This window comes from Sulfurospirillum multivorans DSM 12446 (assembly GCF_000568815.1).
In the GTDB taxonomy this organism is placed as follows: Bacteria; Campylobacterota; Campylobacteria; order Campylobacterales; family Sulfurospirillaceae; genus Sulfurospirillum; species Sulfurospirillum multivorans.
In genome coordinates, this window is the sequence record NZ_CP007201.1 from 2233785 (window position 1) to 2248173 (window position 14389).

General features: G+C 41.7%; 12 protein-coding genes, 3 tRNA genes and 3 rRNA genes. 4 read left to right on the forward strand and 14 right to left on the reverse strand.

The genetic code is table 11. The features are described from left to right. Window positions 1-9 precede the first annotated feature (9 nt). The 3 genes from fliE to flgB are packed head-to-tail and all read right to left on the reverse strand — an operon-like array spanning window position 10 to window position 1250. Window positions 10-306, reverse strand: coding sequence for a flagellar hook-basal body complex protein FliE (fliE, locus tag SMUL_RS11570; RefSeq protein WP_025345421.1), 297 nt, complete (start codon window positions 304-306; stop codon window positions 10-12). Between the two features lie 5 nt (window positions 307-311). Then, window positions 312-806 carry a flagellar basal body rod protein FlgC gene (flgC, locus tag SMUL_RS11575; protein ID WP_025345422.1) on the reverse strand — a complete coding sequence of 165 codons (495 nt, stop codon included), beginning with the start codon at window positions 804-806 and terminating at the stop codon, window positions 312-314. A gap of 9 nt (window positions 807-815) precedes the next feature. Beyond that, window positions 816-1250, reverse strand: a complete 435-nt coding sequence (gene flgB, locus SMUL_RS11580) for a flagellar basal body rod protein FlgB (protein ID WP_025345423.1) — start codon at window positions 1248-1250, stop codon at window positions 816-818. Window positions 1251-1372: 122 nt separating this feature from the next. Between flgB and SMUL_RS11585 the strand changes: the two genes are divergently transcribed. From SMUL_RS11585 to SMUL_RS11595, 3 genes are read left to right on the forward strand one after another with little or no spacing between them, the layout of a single operon-like run. Then, on the forward strand, window positions 1373-2533 hold the full coding sequence (locus SMUL_RS11585; protein ID WP_025345424.1) for an FtsW/RodA/SpoVE family cell cycle protein: 1161 nt from the start codon (window positions 1373-1375) through the stop codon (window positions 2531-2533). Next, window positions 2530-3567, forward strand: a complete 1038-nt coding sequence (gene murG / locus SMUL_RS11590) for an undecaprenyldiphospho-muramoylpentapeptide beta-N-acetylglucosaminyltransferase (protein ID WP_025345425.1) — start codon at window positions 2530-2532, stop codon at window positions 3565-3567. The genes SMUL_RS11585 and murG overlap by 4 nt, the downstream gene beginning before the upstream one ends. Beyond that, window positions 3561-4019 (forward strand): GNAT family N-acetyltransferase, encoded by a 459-nt coding sequence (locus tag SMUL_RS11595; RefSeq protein WP_025345426.1) that lies wholly within the window; start codon window positions 3561-3563, stop codon window positions 4017-4019. Before murG ends, SMUL_RS11595 begins: the two co-directional genes overlap by 7 nt. A gap of 6 nt (window positions 4020-4025) precedes the next feature. Here SMUL_RS11595 and SMUL_RS11600 read toward each other — a convergent pair. Continuing rightward, a tRNA-Arg gene (locus SMUL_RS11600) sits at window positions 4026-4102 on the reverse strand. A 68-nt stretch (window positions 4103-4170) separates the two neighbouring features. Here SMUL_RS11600 and SMUL_RS11605 point away from each other — a divergent pair. Next, a complete protein-coding gene (locus tag SMUL_RS11605) occupies window positions 4171-5049 on the forward strand; it encodes a hypothetical protein (protein WP_025345427.1) in 879 nt (292 codons plus the stop codon). Here SMUL_RS11605 and SMUL_RS11610 read toward each other — a convergent pair. The 10 genes from SMUL_RS11610 to SMUL_RS11655 all read right to left on the reverse strand — a co-directional run bounded on the left by SMUL_RS11610 (window position 5042) and on the right by SMUL_RS11655 (window position 14348). Further along, a complete protein-coding gene (locus tag SMUL_RS11610) occupies window positions 5042-5434 on the reverse strand; it encodes a thioredoxin fold domain-containing protein (RefSeq protein ID WP_025345428.1) in 393 nt (130 codons plus the stop codon). The genes SMUL_RS11605 and SMUL_RS11610 overlap by 8 nt on opposite strands. Beyond that, a complete protein-coding gene (locus tag SMUL_RS11615) occupies window positions 5431-6321 on the reverse strand; it encodes a DMT family transporter (protein WP_025345429.1) in 891 nt (296 codons plus the stop codon). Before SMUL_RS11615 ends, SMUL_RS11610 begins: the two co-directional genes overlap by 4 nt. Window positions 6322-6378: 57 nt before the next feature. Continuing rightward, window positions 6379-6494: ribosomal RNA gene (rrf, locus tag SMUL_RS11620) — 5S ribosomal RNA — on the reverse strand. A gap of 135 nt (window positions 6495-6629) precedes the next feature. Continuing rightward, window positions 6630-9542 (reverse strand): 23S ribosomal RNA (locus tag SMUL_RS11625). 274 nt (window positions 9543-9816) lie between these two features. Then, window positions 9817-9893 (reverse strand) — tRNA-Ala (locus SMUL_RS11630). Window position 9894: 1 nt separating this feature from the next. After that, window positions 9895-9971 (reverse strand) — tRNA-Ile (locus tag SMUL_RS11635). An 88-nt stretch (window positions 9972-10059) separates the two neighbouring features. After that, a 16S ribosomal RNA gene (locus tag SMUL_RS11640) occupies window positions 10060-11569 on the reverse strand. The 16S, 23S and 5S rRNA genes sit together here with 2 tRNA genes alongside, the layout of an rRNA operon. A gap of 332 nt (window positions 11570-11901) precedes the next feature. Beyond that, a complete protein-coding gene (locus SMUL_RS11645; RefSeq protein WP_025345430.1) occupies window positions 11902-12576 on the reverse strand; it encodes a prepilin-type N-terminal cleavage/methylation domain-containing protein in 675 nt (224 codons plus the stop codon). A 15-nt stretch (window positions 12577-12591) separates the two neighbouring features. Continuing rightward, on the reverse strand, window positions 12592-13782 hold the full coding sequence (locus SMUL_RS11650; protein ID WP_025345431.1) for an ArnT family glycosyltransferase: 1191 nt from the start codon (window positions 13780-13782) through the stop codon (window positions 12592-12594). After that, the gene (locus SMUL_RS11655) at window positions 13779-14348 is read right to left on the reverse strand and encodes an aminodeoxychorismate/anthranilate synthase component II (RefSeq protein ID WP_025345432.1); all 570 of its coding nucleotides are present in this window, start codon (window positions 14346-14348) and stop codon (window positions 13779-13781) included. Before SMUL_RS11655 ends, SMUL_RS11650 begins: the two co-directional genes overlap by 4 nt. Window positions 14349-14389 lie beyond the last annotated feature (41 nt).

The window sequence follows — 14389 nt, forward strand, 5'->3', positions numbered from 1 at the left end:
CGGCAAAACTTAAATCTGTGTCTTCGAGATCTCTTTATAAGCGCTGAGAGCTTTGTTACGAATTTCTAACATCATTTTCATACTCGTTTCTGCTTTGTTAATAGCAATAGCTGCTTGGTGCAAATCTTTGACTTCACCCGTCGCAAGATCCGCCATTGCTTTATCACCTTTGACTTGGGTGTCGTTAATCTCTTCAAGAGAATCTTGTAAAATTTTTGAAAAATCACTACTGGTGGTATCTGTCTTTGCAACCGTAGTATTGGATGTATTGGTTAATGCTGTAAGGGTATCAATTGTACTGGCCATTTACCTTATCCTTTTAAAATATCAATCGCACTTTGTGCAATAGATTTTGCACTCTGAAATGCGGAAACGTTTGCTTGGTATGCGCGAGTTGCTTCAACAAGGTTCGCCATCTCAATGACAGGATTGATGTTTGGATAAGCGACATAACCCTCTTCATTGGCATCCGGATGTGAAGGCTCATATTTGTATCTAAATTCACTCTCATCGCGCACGACTTTATCCACTTTAACGCTCATTATAGCAGGATTGGCATCCTCTTGCAAGAATGGGTCATCCAAGGGGTTTTCGTACTCTAGCATGTTGTTATCACTGGCAATTTTGGCATTTAAGGTTTTTTTAAAATCAATCGCTTTAAAGACAACATCTTTACGCTGATAAGGTCCACCTTCGCTCGTACGTGTTGTGTTGGCATTGGCAATGTTGGAGCTGATCACATCCATACGAAAACGTTGTGCAGAGAGTCCGTAACTGCTAATATCAAAACTGCTTAAATAGGCCATGGTATTTCCTTATATTTTAGACGAATATTCAATAACGCTTTTAAAAATCAAACCATTCTTTTGTAGCCCTGATGCAAGCGCATTAAACATCATTGCATTTTTACCTAACTCCGATGTCTCTACATCTAAATCGACCGTATTGCCATCGTTCCTGGCCATATGTCCATCTCTTAAATAAACCGTTGATTTTGAGCTATCAAAACCGCTGGTTCCACTGAGGTGTGACGCATCGGTTTGCGCCATTTCAAGCTTTGTTGCAGCGCTGTTTTCACCATAAATCTCTTTTTTCTTCTCAATCAAGGCTGTTTCAAAATCAACATCGCGTGCTTTATAAAAAGGGGTGTCAATGTTAGCAATATTACTAGAGACGAGATCTTGTCTCATAGCTCTTGCGTTAAGACCTGCTTCTAAAAGTGTATTTGATTTAGAGGTCACAAAACCCATTTTTAGCCTTTCTTGATAAGATACTTCATATAAGCAAATTGTATTCCAAATTACTCAATAATTAGGTTTAATCTATTTTAATGTACAATCACAAAAATCCCAAAATCATACACTAAGAAACCATGCAAACAGATAAAATACTTTTTTCACTTTGTTCCTTTGCCATCTTTGTAGGCATTGTTTTTTCACTGTCTCTGCCCGTGTTTACAACACTCTTCTTTGACTATTCTGAGTACCATTTTTTTATTCGACAATTTGCTGTGGGTATGGTCTGCATCACCATTATGTGGGCTCTTTCACAGATAGATCCTGACAAATTTCTCATCCATATCGGCTTTACCATTTTTTTCAGTTGCCTTTTTTTGATGGGCGTGATGCACTACCTCCCCGAGTCCTTAGTTACCTCCGCGGGAGGCGCAAAACGGTGGATCAGGCTTCCTGGATTTTCACTCGCACCCGTTGAGTTTTTCAAAATTGGTTTTGTCTACTTTTTGGCGTGGAGTTTTGCACGAAAACTCAATAATAATAAAAAAACACTCAAAGAAGAAATGACGCTTATTTTGCCTTATTTAGCCGTTTTTGTCTTGGTGATTTATCTGATCGCCGTGATGCAAAATGACCTCGGACAAGTGGTGGTTCTCGCGCTCACCCTTGCAGTTATGGCATTTTTTGCAGGAACTAGTCTACAACTTTTTATGCTCGCGATGCTAGGCTCTATTTTTGTCTTTCTCATCGCTATTTTTAGCTCCACGCACCGTATTATTAGGATTAAAACATGGTGGGCAACGATTCAAAATATGGTTCTCTCACTTTTTCCTGAAAATATTGCTGCGGTACTTCGCGTGGAAGATGCCCCTGAGCCATACCAAATCTCACACTCACTTAATGCGATTAAGCACGGTGGACTTTTTGGTGAAGGCATTGGAAACGGCATGTTTAAACTAGGCTATCTCAGTGAAGTGCATACTGACTTTGCACTTGCCGGCATTGCTGAAGAGCTTGGAGCGCTTGGTGTAACAATCCTTACGCTTGTGATCATCACCATTATTTACCGCATCTTTAAAATTGCGAGTCGAAGTACCAATAAGGTCTACTACCTCTTCTCCTTAGGCATCGGACTTTTAATTGTTTTCTCCTTTTTGATGAATGCGTATGGCATTACTTCCATTACTCCAATCAAAGGTATTTCCGTTCCCTTTATCAGCTACGGAGGAAGCGCCATTTTAGCGCTCTCTGTAGGCATTGGGATGGTGCTGATGATCAGCAAAAAGGCAAAATTATGATCGCAATAACGGGTGGAGGCACAGGTGGGCATTTGGTTATTGCGCGTGCGATTAAAGAAGAGCTCAACAGACGTGGTATTAAGCCTATTTACATTGGCTCCACAGCAGGACAAGATAAAGCATGGTTTGAACACGATGCTGGTTTTGAAAAAACCTACTTTCTTGAGAGTCAAGGCGTTGTCAATAAAAAAGGGGTTCGTAAGCTCCTTGTTCTCTTCTGCATTCTTCGTTCCGCCTTTACATGTAAAACACTTTTTAAAAAACATCAAATTGATGCTCTCTTTTCTGTAGGTGGCTATTCAGCGGCTCCTGCATCCTTTGGTGCACTCCTATGCGGTATCCCTTTGTACATTCATGAACAAAATGCCATTCAAGGGAAACTCAATTCGCTCCTACGTCCGTTTTGCAAAGCTTTTTTTAGCTCGTACGATCCAAAGGCGATACATACGAGTTATCCTGTAAGTGAAGCCTTCTTTACGATTCAAAGAGAACGCACAACGCTTAAAACAATAATCTTTTTGGGTGGAAGCCAAGGTGCTTCGTTTATCAATGCTCTTGCGCAAAAAATGGCACCCTTGTTCCACCAAGAGGGTATTGCGATTATTCACCAAACAGGGCAAAAAGAGTTTGAAGCGATGAAAGCATTTTACGTTCATGCAGGCATACCTGCGGATGTGTTCGATTTTTCCAAAGAGATCCCTGCAAAACTAGCTTTGGCAGATTTTGCCATTAGTCGCTCAGGTGCAAGTACCCTCTGGGAGCTTTGCGCAGCAGGTGTGCCTGCTCTGTTTATTCCCTTGCCTCATGCAGCCGCCAATCATCAGTATTTTAACGCTAAAGCACTCGCCGATCAAAACGTAGCGCTCATCCTTTCACAAAGCAGTGCCTTTGAGCCAAAAGCACTGTTAGAACAAATCCAACAGCTTGATCTGCTCAGCACGTCACAGCGCTTAATGCAGATGATTCAAAAAGGTGGCGCAAAAGAAATTGTTGATGTGATGTTACAAACCCAAAAAAAGGAGAAACCATGCTAGAAAATCTTATCGTTCGTATTGCCACAAGGGATGATGCCAAAGAGATCGCAACGTTTAACGTTCTTTTTGCCAAAGAAACTGTCAATAAAAATGTTCCTCTCGCCCTCACCACAGAAGGTGTTCATCAAGTCTTTGCAAAATTCCATAATGGGTTTTATATCATTGCCACCATTGAAAATGTCATTGTTGGATTGGCTATGATCACGAGAGAGTGGAGTGATTGGAATAACGGTGCTTATTACTGCATTCAGAGTATTTTTGTCACGGACCATGAGCATGAAAAAGAGATTCACGATGCACTTTTAGATAAAGCAAAAGTATTAGCCAAAGAGCATTACGACGTATGTGGCATCAGACTTTATGTACATAAAGATGATAAAGCAACACAAAAATCTTATGAAGAATTAGGATTACAAAAAACGAAGTACAGGTTGTTCGAAGAGACGTTTTAAACGAAGTGGTGCGCCCGAAGGAATTCGAATCCCTGACCTCCGGTACCGCAAACCGATGCTCTATCCAGCTGAGCTACGAGCGCACATTTCTCTTTTGAGGTCGGTATTATAGCTTAGCTAATATAAATTACGTATTAAAAAAAGAGCCAAAATGTCATTTAGCGTTCAAAAATCTCTCAAAACATCCCTAAAAAGTTCATGGACGATCCTCAAACTGATTGTTCCTATTTACATTTTGGCGGATGTTCTCTTTTACTATAACCTTCTCTCTCACATTACCTTTATCTTTAAACCGCTTGTTGCACTCTTGGGGCTTCCTCAAGAAGCGGCACTTGCCATTGTCAGTGGTCTCTTTCTCAATCTTTATGCTGCCATTGCGTTTGCAGCGCCACTGGGACTTGGGGCTAAAGAATGGACGGTTTTAGCTCTCTTTTTAGGGATAGCGCATTCACTTATTGTTGAAACAGAAATTATGAAACGATTAGGACTTTCAAGAATCTACTCCATTCTTTTACGACTGAGCGTGGGCTTATTGGTTGGAGGACTCACTTCAAAACTGCCTCAAAGTTGGTTTTCAAGCAATATTATCCAAGAAACGATAACAACAGAACAGCCTGTGTACCAATCGCTCTTTGATCTGTTGCAAAATTCGCTGTATGAATCCCTTTCGCTATCACTCAAAGTCATTGCATTGGTCACACTGCTCATCTTTTTTCTTGACTTTATCAAATCACTCGCTATTATTGAAAAGCATTCACACAAAGTTAACAGTGGTTTTTCGATCACAGTAGGTGTGATTTTAGGAATTACGTATGGTGCAGGTATTTTGATTTCAGAATATGAAAAAGGTGTTTTACAAAAAAAGGAAATTCTTTTTATTGGAACCTATTTAATGATCGCTCATGCGATTATTGAGGACACACTTCTTTTTGTCATTTTTGGGGCAAATCCTTGGCTTATCGTAGGATTACGCTTAGTGTTTGCAACATTGATTGCTTATTTAATCGTGAAATATTCTAAATTTACTTAAACTCTTGCGCGTATACTATATCGAGCAGCTCTATAAAACTTGCAGGATCACTGTAGCCTGCAAATTCATCGATGATGCTAAGATCACGGGGCGATAAAATCAAATTAGTAGGAAAATACTTTACATGTAACGCTTGTGGCAATGTAGGATCTTCTCCATTAATGCTTACATGTAAATAGTTTTTAGCAATGCGCTGATTAAATTTTGGTACATCAAAAATATCTTTTTGCATCTTAATGCAATACGGACATCCCTCTTTTTCAATACTTAAAAGAATGAGTTTATTTTCCCTCAGTGCTTTTTGGCGCTCTATTCCCAAAAATTCGGCTTTTAAAGAAAGAACACTTAGCATAACCATCATTAATATTTGAAACCATTTTTTCATCTATGAATCACTCTCTTTCTTTGTTGGATCAATAAGCCCATTATAATAAAAATCAACCCAATAAAGGTAGAAAAGAGAATAGTTTCGCCTACAAAAAAAGAGATAAACAATAGAGACAAAAAAGGAGAGATAAAAATAAGATTTGCAATTTTTGCAGTGTTTGTGCTTAGTTTCATCGCTTGTAACCACAAAATAAAGGTAATGCCCATTTCAAAAACTCCTATGTACATTGAACCAAGAAAACCATAAAGATTAAATGTTAGAGGATGCGACGTTACAAGAGCATAGAGTAAAATAGCAGGAACGCCAAAGAGAAAATTGATAAAAAGACCAACCAGTGGGTCTACATGTAATTTAGTATTGTAAAGCCAATAGAGTGACCATAACACCGTCGAAAATAGCGCTAGAAAGACACCTGTGGGGCTTGTGAACGAGAAATTCCAAAGATCACCATGTGTCGAGATGACTAAAACGCCACAGTAACACATAAGCCCTGCTAGAAAATCATAGAGACTCAATTTTTGTTTTAAGATAAACACAGATAGATACGTCAATGTCAATGCCCATGTGTAATTAATAGGCTGTGCCTCTTGGGCAGGCAAAAGCTCATAGGCGCGAAAAAGGATTAGATAGTATATAAATGGATTGATTAGGCCCAACAATGCAAGTTGTAAATAGGTTTTTTTTGAATAGATTAAAAGTGTGTCAAATTTTTTTTGATAGCACATAGCAGTAAAAAAGACGCATAATGAAAAAAATGAAGCATAAAGAAGAAGTTGCAACGCATCAAAATAGGCTAATGTAAGTTTAAAAGCACTTGCAACCGTTGACCAAAGTAAAACAGCACTAATGGCAAATAAATAAGATTTTGATTGATTTTTTTCCAAGGAAGACCGCCTTTGTATAAGACGAAATGAGGGAGAGCTAAGAATAAAGAATCACGGAACTAGCAGCGACCTACGTTTCCATCCCAGTAAGGGAGAGTATTATCGGCGATGAAGAGCTTAGCTTCCTGGTTCGAAATGGGACAGGGCGTTTCCTCTTCTCTATAGCCACCAGAATCGTGAATTAAATCTATGTCGCATTTTAGCGAAATAGGCTTAATTCACCATTCTTTTGGTGAGTTTAGTATTGTCTAGTCAACAAAGCGCTTTACACTTAATAAGGAAGTGAAATAGCATTATCATACGTAATAATATGTAAGCCAAACGACCTATTAGTACTGGTCAGCTAAAGGGCTCTCACCCATTACACACCCAGCCTATCAAACATGTAGTCTTCATGAGGTCTTCAGGGAAAGTTAATCTTGGAGTTGGCTTCCCGCTTAGATGCTTTCAGCGGTTATCACATCCGAACATAGCTACCGGGCGATGCTCTTGGCAGAACAACCCGTACACCAGTGGTTCGTTCAACCCGGTCCTCTCGTACTAGGGTTAACTCTCCTCAACTTTCCTACGCCCACGGCAGATAGGGACCGAACTGTCTCACGACGTTCTGAACCCAGCTTGCGTACCGCTTTAAATGGCGAACAGCCATACCCTTGGGACCTGCTCCAGCCCCAGGATGCGATGAGCCGACATCGAGGTGCCAAACCTCCCCGTCGATGTGAGCTCTTGGGGGAGATCAGCCTGTTATCCCCGGGGTACCTTTTATCCTTTGAGCGATGGCCCTTCCACACAGAACCACCGGATCACTATGACCGACTTTCGTCTCTGCTCGACGTGTATGTCTCACAGTCAAGCTGGCTTGTGCCATTATACTCTACGAACGATTTCCAACCGTTCTGAGCCAACCTTTGTAAGCCTCCGTTACTTTTTAGGAGGCGACCGCCCCAGTCAAACTACCCACCAGACATTGTCCTGAACATAGATAATATGTCCCAGTTAGCTATCAGAATAAAGAAGAGTGGTATCTCAACAATGGCTCAAGTACAACTGGCGTCATACTCTCAAAGCCTCCCACCTATCCTGCACATCTTTATCCCAACAGCAGTGTCAAGCTATAGTAAAGGTCCACGGGGTCTTTCCGTCTTGCCGCGGGTAGGAGGAATTTTCACCTCCACTACAATTTCACTGGATTTCTGGTCGAGACAGCTCCCATCTCGTTACGCCATTCATGCAGGTCGATATTTAATCGACAAGGAATTTCGCTACCTTAGGACCGTTATAGTTACGGCCGCCGTTTACTGGGGCTTCGATCAAGAGCTTCGCTTGCGCTAACACCATCAATTAACCTTCCAGCACCGGGCAGGCGTCACACCCTATACATCCTCTTACGAGTTAGCAGAGTGCTGTGTTTTTGGTAAACAGTCGGGAGGGACTCTTTGTTGCAACCTTTTCCGCTTTCGAGAGCAAGTCTCTATACAGAAGGAGGCACACCTTATACCGAAGATACGGTGCTATTTTGCAGAGTTCCTTAACCAGAATTCTTCCACGCGCCTTAGAATACTCATCTCACCCACCTGTGTCGGTTTACGGTACGAGCAATTACAGATATACTTAGAAACTTTTCTTGGCTCGACGGCATCAACGATTCACCATCCACTCCGAAGAGCATCAAGTGCCTGTCAGGTCTCGAATAAAAGATTACGGATTTGCCTGTAATCTAATCTACACCCTTCGAACAACTATTCCATCAGTTGCCTCGTTTAGCCCTAAGCGTCCTTCCATCGCGCTCTATAATTGGTGTTGGAATATTAACCAACTTTCCATCGTCTACCCCTTTCGGACTCGACTTAGGTCCCGACTAACCCTACGATGACGAACATCGCGTAGGAAACCTTGGGTTTTCGGCGAACGGGATTCTCACCCGTTTTATCGCTACTCATGCCTGCATACTCACTTCTAGCCGCTCCAGCGCTCCTTACCGGTACACCTTCAATGCTGACTAGAACGCTCTCCTACCACTCTATTAAAAATAGAATCTACAGCTTCGGTGGATAACTTTAGCCCCGTTATATTTTCCGCGCAGAATCGCTAGACCAGTGAGCTGTTACGCTTTCTTTAAAGGATGGCTGCTTCTAAGCCAACCTCCTGGTTGTTTGAGCAACTCCACATCGTTTTCCACTGAGTTATCACTTTGGGACCTTAGCTGGTAGTCTGGGTTGTTCCCCTCTTGACGACGCATTTTATCACCCGCCGCCTGACTGCCATGATTACACTATGGGTATTCGGAGTTTGACAGGGTTTGGTACCTTGGTATAGGCCCTAGCCCAATCAGTGCTCTACCCCCCATAATTACAACATGACGCTATACCTAAATATATTTCGGAGAGAACCAGCTATCACGAAGTTTGATTGGCCTTTCACCCCTATCCACAAGTCATCCCAGGACTTTTCAACGTCAACGAGTTCGGTCCTCCACTAGCTCTTACACCAGCTTCAACCTGCTCATGGATAGATCACTTCGCTTCGGGTCTGCAGCATCTGACTAATTCGCCCTATTAAGACTCGCTTTCGCTACGGCTCCGAGTTTTCTTAACCTCGCCAGATACCACAACTCGCAGGCTCATTATGCAAAAGGCAGTCCATCACCCTGATAAATCATAGGGCTCTGAATGATTGTAAGCAAATGGTTTCAGGTTCTATTTCACTCCCCTCACTGGGGTTCTTTTCACCTTTCCCTCACGGTACTGGTTCACTATCGGTCTGTAAGTAGTATTTAGGGTTGGGAGGTGGTCCTCCCGGCTTCAGACAGAATACCACGTGTTCCGCCCTACTCAGGATACTGCTAAGATGAATCTAGATTTCGTATATGGGACTATCACCCGCTATGGTTAACCTTTCCAGGTTACTCTACTACCTATCATCATTCTACAACGCAGTCCTACAACCCCTGTTGCAAGCAACAGGTTTGCCCTCTTCCAAGTTCGCTCGCCGCTACTATCGGAATCTCTATTTGATTTCTCTTCCTCTGGCTACTGAGATGTTTCACTTCACCAGGTTCGCTCCCCGCAGGGTAACTGACATTACTGTCAGCTGGGTTGCCCCATTCGGAAATTTACGGATCAAAGCTTCTTGACAGCTCCCCGTGACTTTTCGCAGTCTAGTACGTCCTTCATCGCCTCTTACAGCCTAGGCATCCACCATTCGCTCTTAATAGCTTACCTATTTGTATTCTAATGCACATTTCACTCCCTTATTAAATGTAATTAAACATTAAACAAGTTGTAAATTGTTTTTTTTGCGTTTTGTTGACTTTGACAATAATAAATTAAATAACATATCTAATGCTCAAATTCCAACGAATAAATTCGTTGATCCCTAAACACTAAAGCACAACCTTTGAGGTCGTGTTAGACTAAAAAAGTCTAATATCAATCTTCCTTTATTGCTAAAGACTGATATTAAACTTCTTAATCTCTTCTACAATGTCCATTAAAATGGTGGAGAATAGCGGGGATCGAACCGCTGACCTCCTGCGTGCAAAGCAGGCGCTCTCCCAGCTGAGCTAATTCCCCATGGTGGGCTTAAGAGGACTCGAACCTCTGACCTTACCCTTATCAGGGGTACGCTCTAACCACCTGAGCTATAAGCCCCTTTTTCATTCAATCTCTCAAAACTAAATAAGCTTCCCTAGCTATGCTCGCCGGAGCACCATTGTGAGATAGTGCCCCTATACTCTAGAAAGGAGGTGATCCAACCGCAGGTTCTCCTACGGTTACCTTGTTACGACTTCACCCCAGTCGCTGAACCCACCGTGGTCGGTAACTAGTTTAGTATTCCGGCTTCGGGTGAATTCAACTCCCATGGTGTGACGGGCGGTGAGTACAAGACCCGGGAACGTATTCACCGTAGCATATCTGATCTACGATTACTAGCGATTCCAGCTTCATGAAGTCGAGTTGCAGACTTCAATCCGAACTGAGACTAGGTTTTAAGATTTGCTCCACTTCGCAGTATCGCGTCTCTTTGTCCTAGCCATTGTAGCACGTGTGTAGCCCTGGCCATAAGGGCCATGATGACTTGACGTCGTCCTCACCTTCCTCCTCCTTACGAAGGCAGTCTGATTAGAGTGCTCAGCCGAACTGTTAGCAACTAATCACGAGGGTTGCGCTCGTTGCGGGACTTAACCCAACATCTCACGACACGAGCTGACGACAGCCGTGCAGCACCTGTCTCTAAGTTCTAGTAAACTAGCACTCCCGTATCTCTACAGGATTCTTAGGATATCAAGGCCAGGTAAGGTTCTTCGTGTATCTTCGAATTAAACCACATGCTCCACCGCTTGTGCGGGTCCCCGTCTATTCCTTTGAGTTTTAATCTTGCGACCGTACTCCCCAGGCGGCACACTTAATCTGTTAAGTGCATTACTGCAATGACTAGCATCGCAACAACTAGTGTGCATCGTTTAGGGCGTGGACTACCAGGGTATCTAATCCTGTTTGCTCCCCACGCTTTCATGCCTCAGCGTCAATAATGTTCCAGTAGATCGCCTTCGCAATCGGTATTCCTAGTGATATCTACGGATTTTACCCCTACACCACTAATTCCATCTACCTCTCCCATATTCTAGGTAACCAGTTTCGAGAGCAGTTCAACGGTTGAGCCGTTGGATTTCACTCTCGACTTGATTTCCAGCCTACGCATCCTTTACGCCCAGTGATTCCGAGTAACGCTTGCACCCTCCCGTATTACCGCGGCTGCTGGCACGGAGTTAGCCGGTGCTTATTCATAGGGTACCGTCATTATCTTCCCCTATAAAAGGAGTTTACACACCGAAATGCGTCATCCTCCACGCGGCGTTGCTGCATCAGAGTTTCCTCCATTGTGCAATATTCCCCACTGCTGCCTCCCGTAGGAGTCTGGACCGTGTCTCAGTTCCAGTGTGCCTGATCATCCTCTCAGACCAGGTATGCGTCATTGCCTTGGTAGGCCATTACCCCACCAACTAGCTGATACAATAAAGCCCCATCCTTTAGCGATAAATCTTTCCCAACTTATCTTAAGACAAGAAGGAGTATGGGGTATTAGCAGTCGTTTCCAACTGTTGTCCCCCACTAAAGGGCAGGTTAGCTATATATTACTCACCCGTGCGCCACTAACAAAATAAGCAAGCTTATTTTATCCGTTCGACTTGCATGTGTTAAGCACGCCGCCAGCGTTCACTCTGAGCCAGGATCAAACTCTCCATTATAATGTTTCTTCAAAGCGAAGTAATTCGCTTTGAATTCATTACACTAAAGCTAGACCTTTCGGTCAGAATCGACGAATCGAAATCTTTAGTTTTATGAAGTTTGATTAATATCTCTTTTATTAAGAAGAGTTGATAATCTCTTACTTTTCGCGTCCTGGCTAAGGTCACTTATTTAGATTTCAAAGATTGAATTTGACATTGTTAAAATGGTAATGAACTTGAAGCAAATCCCCTACTTTGGGCGCCTCTCTTTAACCCCGTTCTCTCAAACGAGGACGAAATTATATATCCATACACCTTAAAAACAGGTTAAACCATTTTAGGGATATTGATTAGTCATTTTGGGAAGAAATATAAGTGTAACCTGTTTCTGGTTTTATCGTTATTACAATGTTTTGTTGATTATATGAAAGTGTTATATTGCAATCTGTAGAGATTATTTTTCCACTTGGATAAGAAGAATCATAGCTTCTTATAGGACCTTGTAATGGTCTTCCAAGATAATCAAAGCCTATCTTGCTTCCTGAACTACAATTATTTGTCCATGCTAACCCTGTAATACCATATTTTGTTCCTAAATTTAATTCTTTCGTTCCTGCAAATAAGCTGTCATTTGTAATATCTAAATTAGTATACCCTGGAATTCCTCCTGTAAGGTATTTTTCTGGACTCAATGGGTTTTTTGCGAGTTCACTTCTATCCACGGCAGTATCATAATCCAAATTTCTAAAGATAGAGTAAGAAGGTTGACGATTTGCAGTTGCATCATTTGTTGAAAAAACAATTTGCCACCTTGTCCTATACCAATATTGTGAATCAGGGATAGATGGATCGTTAAACCTATCATCCTGCATCGCAAGATGTTGTGTATAGCGAATATGACTCACAAGTTGGTCAGCAGCTTCACGAAGTGGATTGCGTTGAAAACTTGATGCTGCAAAGTACGATAAAATGCCTACGACAACAATGACAAATACCAGTTCAAGCATCGTAAACGCTTTTTTCATCTTCCTGTCCTCTTTTTAGTTAACGCGGTAAAGATAAAAAGTCTTGACGACTTTACCATAATAGGCAATATCAATCTTCTCATACCCCTCTTCTATTTCTGGTTGAGTTGTGAGTTTATAATTTTTACCTTGGTCTATGCCATAAAACTTAAGTCTTAGAGCCATTTTATCATCTTTCATCATCACTTTTGTGACGCCTTTGGCTTTGAGTGCTTCTGCTAGCTCTTTTGCAATATTGTATTTAATAGCAAAATGCTTTGTTGGTTCATCCATCAGTGCATAGAGTGGTTTGTTGAGAAAGATAAGCATCGTGTTAAACACCAAAGAGACAAGCACGAGTCCAAAGACAAATGTATGAAGTTTACGAAAAGCTGGAAGCCTGACACGATAGCTGTTGAAAAAGACTTTAACCATTAAGGGAACGGAAAGCACGACAAAGGGAGCAAAATCTTCAAGCAACAATCGTTGTCGCATGGAAAGAAGCAAGGATACGATAAGCGAGAAGAAAGAGATATACCATAAAAGGGTTTTTTCCTCTTTAATCAAAATGCGATACATCGCATACACAAAATATAAAAAGAGTAATGGTGAAAAAATAACCGCATAAACACCCAAAGTATCGACAAAATACCCTTTTGGTTTTCCCCCTATATCAAACCCATACAGGTACATGGAGGCGCTAAATAAGATAAGCGTTAAGATCAAAAGATCGGTTTTGCGTTGAAAAAGGGCATAAATGAAAAGAGCAATGAAAAAAATACTAAACGAGTTATCGATAAAAAGGGCAGCGATAAGCACAAAATGTGAAGCGATTTTGTACTCTTTGAGGTATAGATAGGTAAATAATAGACTGAATAAAATAAGCACAATGCCACTATTGACCAAAAGTGCAACACCATTTACCCCTGGTAAAAGAGCGTAAATAGCAACCGAAACAATACGATCTGCCCGTTTTTTTAAAAAAAGTTTGCCTATTTTATAGAGCAAAATAATGGATATAAGATGAAAAAGGATAAAAGGCAAGCGCAATGCAAAATCATTTTGCCCAAAAAGTTGTGTCGAAGTAACGGCTAGGTAGTGAACAAGATTGGTGCCATAAAAAAACGTATTGGCTTCATCATAGCTAATAGAGATACTCTGCGTACCATAGGAGAGCAACGCACCACTGAGAACAAGAATAAGGAGTAAAAAAAGTCTTTCTCTCATAGTTTTAAAAAGTTATTTAAGATGGCATGTCCGTGCTCACTCAAAATGGATTCGGGGTGAAACTGTACGCCATAGATTTGTTTATCTTTAATTTGCAGTGCCATAATCTCATGATCGTCCGTACTATACGCGGTTGGAACGACTACGTCAGGCAACCCTTCTTGCTCAACGGTCAATGAATGATAACGCGTTGTCGTAAACATTTCAGGAAGTCCATCAAATAGACAGCTATTGTGAAGTTGTTTGGTGATGGAGGTCTTACCATGCATCATGCGTTTAGCACGCACGACTTTACCACCAAAGGCTTGCCCAATGGCTTGATGTCCCAAACAAATGCCTAAAATAGGGATTTTCCCGCCAAAGTATTTGATGACATCTAAGCTGACACCTGCTTCATTTGGCGTTGCAGGGCCTGGGGAAATAATAATTTTTTCAGGATGTAACGCTTCAATCTCTTCAACACTCAGCTCATCATTGCGAATCACTTTAAGATCAGCCCCGAGTTCTAAGCAATACTGCACAATGTTGTAGGTAAAACTGTCGTAGTTATCTATCATCAATACCATTTGTCTTTTTTCCCTCAAATGCTCCGATTTTCAGGAGCTTT